The sequence below is a fragment of the Methanoregula sp. genome, assembly GCF_002835825.1.
Taxonomy (GTDB): Archaea; Halobacteriota; Methanomicrobia; order Methanomicrobiales; family Methanospirillaceae; genus Methanoregula.
On record NZ_PIZH01000354.1, the window covers coordinates 1 to 2246 of the forward strand.

At 62.8% G+C, this 2246-nt stretch carries 2 protein-coding genes; one reads left to right on the forward strand and one right to left on the reverse strand.

Translation table 11 applies throughout. The annotated features are described in order from the left end of the window. Positions 1 to 1186 (reverse strand): DHH family phosphoesterase (locus CW742_RS10930; RefSeq protein ID WP_292420318.1); only part of this gene is annotated, 1186 nt, incomplete at its 3' end. A 37-nt stretch (positions 1187 to 1223) separates the two neighbouring features. Here CW742_RS10930 and CW742_RS10935 point away from each other — a divergent pair. Then, on the forward strand, positions 1224 to 2246 hold a 1023-nt coding region (locus CW742_RS10935; RefSeq protein WP_292420320.1), incomplete at its 3' end, for an NAD(P)H-hydrate epimerase.

The window sequence follows — 2246 nt, forward strand, 5'->3', positions numbered from 1 at the left end:
GGGTGTGGTGCCCCGGCACCTCGCACATGCTCAGTATAGTCTTGCCGGGATTCCGTTTCGGGAGCGCCATGCCTGCACCGCTACCGTCGATCGTGTCGGGATATTTCCCGCCTACGTGCAGCCACTGGAGGTATTCCAGTTCCTTCACGCCACGATCCACGATATACTGGAGGAGCTCGCGGAGAATGGCCCGGTGATTGTTGAGCATGTGTTCGGCATCGCGGTACGCGCCGCCACGGTCGCCGCGGAGGATTGCACCGCCAGTCTGGGGTTTCGACCACCGGCCGCAGGCATTGAGCAGGGTTGCGTACTCCTGGGCGTTCCGTAGCGGGGTCCGGGGGATCTCGCCCGGAAACCGGTAGGACTCCATGAGCAGCCGGTCGGTCTTCTCGCCATTAGCCATCAGCTGCTGGGCAAGGCCTGAGATGATGGTCCTGCGGTCGTCATCAGAGAGTTCCTCCCAGACATACCATCGGCCGTCCGGCGCCTGCTGGCGGATGCCGAGTTTTTTCAAAAACTGTCGGGCGGCCTCGGGGTTGTTGCTGATGCCCTTCACGAACGGGTCATCATTATAAGCGAGTGAGAGGTGGACCGGGCGGGTTGCCGTGCCGTAACAGTTGAGGTCTTTCTTGCGCACGTCAACAGATCCGTGCCGGATACCGTCCTCGACAATGATCTCCCGGGCAGGGCCGACAAGCCCGCACTTCTCCCGCGCCATCATGTCGCCCACGTTACCGATCACGGCCAGTTGTGCGAGGTCGATGTTCGCATTGTCCAGTTCCTTTGCCACAAGGTACGAGACGCCGGCGGCGCTCATCCGCGTGTGGCCATAGGGCAGGCAGTTGACCTGCGTGTATTCACGCTCGCAGGGCTGGCTGACGTGGTGGTCGATGATCAGGACGTCCTTTTCCGTTAATCCCCGGTCGAGCATCAGGTTCTGCTGCCCGGCGCCGAGATCGGAAAAGATCTTGAGCGAGGGATCGTCAGGTACCTGCGGCATGGTCAGCGGTTCGAGCTGGCGCACGAAGACGGACTTGACCGGAATCTCAAGACGGGATATCGCCTGCGAGAGGATCGCCTCGCAGCTGATGCCGTCCGCATCGATGTGGGAGATGATGGTTATCTCCGGGGCTGCCGCGATCTGCTCCGCGGCCGCCTTGACATCATCGCAAAAACCCATTGCCATATATTTAGGGAGTTCAAACAGATGAATTGTACCAGCTATGCCTGCGAAGCGCTCCCCCGAGTTCGTGGACACGGGGCTCATCACCCCTGCCCGGATGCGCGTTGTCGACGCCAATGCCATTGCACTGGGTGTCACCGAGCTGCAGCTGATGGAGAGTGCAGGACGGGGGCTTGCCGAGCAGGTGCTCACGTTCGGCCCGACGCGGGTACTCATCCTCTCCGGGAAAGGCAACAACGGTGGGGACGGGATGGTTGCCGCCCGCCATCTCCGTCGCCACGCGGAGACCGAGGTCTGTTATCTCGATGCAGGCCCACGGAGCATCGCCTGCGAGCACCAGCTCCGCGCCCTGAAGCACGCCCACGTGGGCATGCACCCGTTCGCGTCCCGCGACGACCTCGAAGCCATCCGCCCGCTCTTTGAGAAGGCGGAAGTCATTGTCGATGCGCTGCTTGGGACCGGAGTGAGCGGGAGCCTGAAAGAACCGCTGAAAACCTGCGTGGCGATGGCGACTGCGTCCCCCGCAAAAATAGTGGCGGCTGACATCCCTACCCCTGGGATGCGGGCAGACCGGATCTGCGCCTTCCACCGGCCCAAGATCGAAGGATCGACCGTTATTGACATCGGGATACCGGTTGAGGCCGAGTGTTTCACCGGCCCTGGCGAGCTGACCCTTATTCCCCCCCGGTCCCGGAAGGCGCACAAGGGCCATGGCGGCGAGGTGCTCATCGTTGGCGGAGGCCCGTACCAGGGTGCGCCGTGGCTCGCGGGGCTCGGGGCGCTCCGGGCCGGTGCGGATATCGTGCGGATTGCATCGCCGGTCTTCGAGCCGGTCCCCGACCTGATCTACGAGCGGCTGGAGGGAAAGGCGATCGGCGCTGAACACACGGAACGGCTCATCGCTCTTGGAGAAAAGGCGGATGTGGTTGTCTGCGGAAACGGCCTCGGTACTGAGAGCCACAGTGTCGTGACTGCCATTGCCCCGCACTGTAAAAAGGCCGTCTTCGACGCTGATGCCCTCCGCCTTCCCCTGCCCGTTGCAGCGGGGGGGACGATCTATACT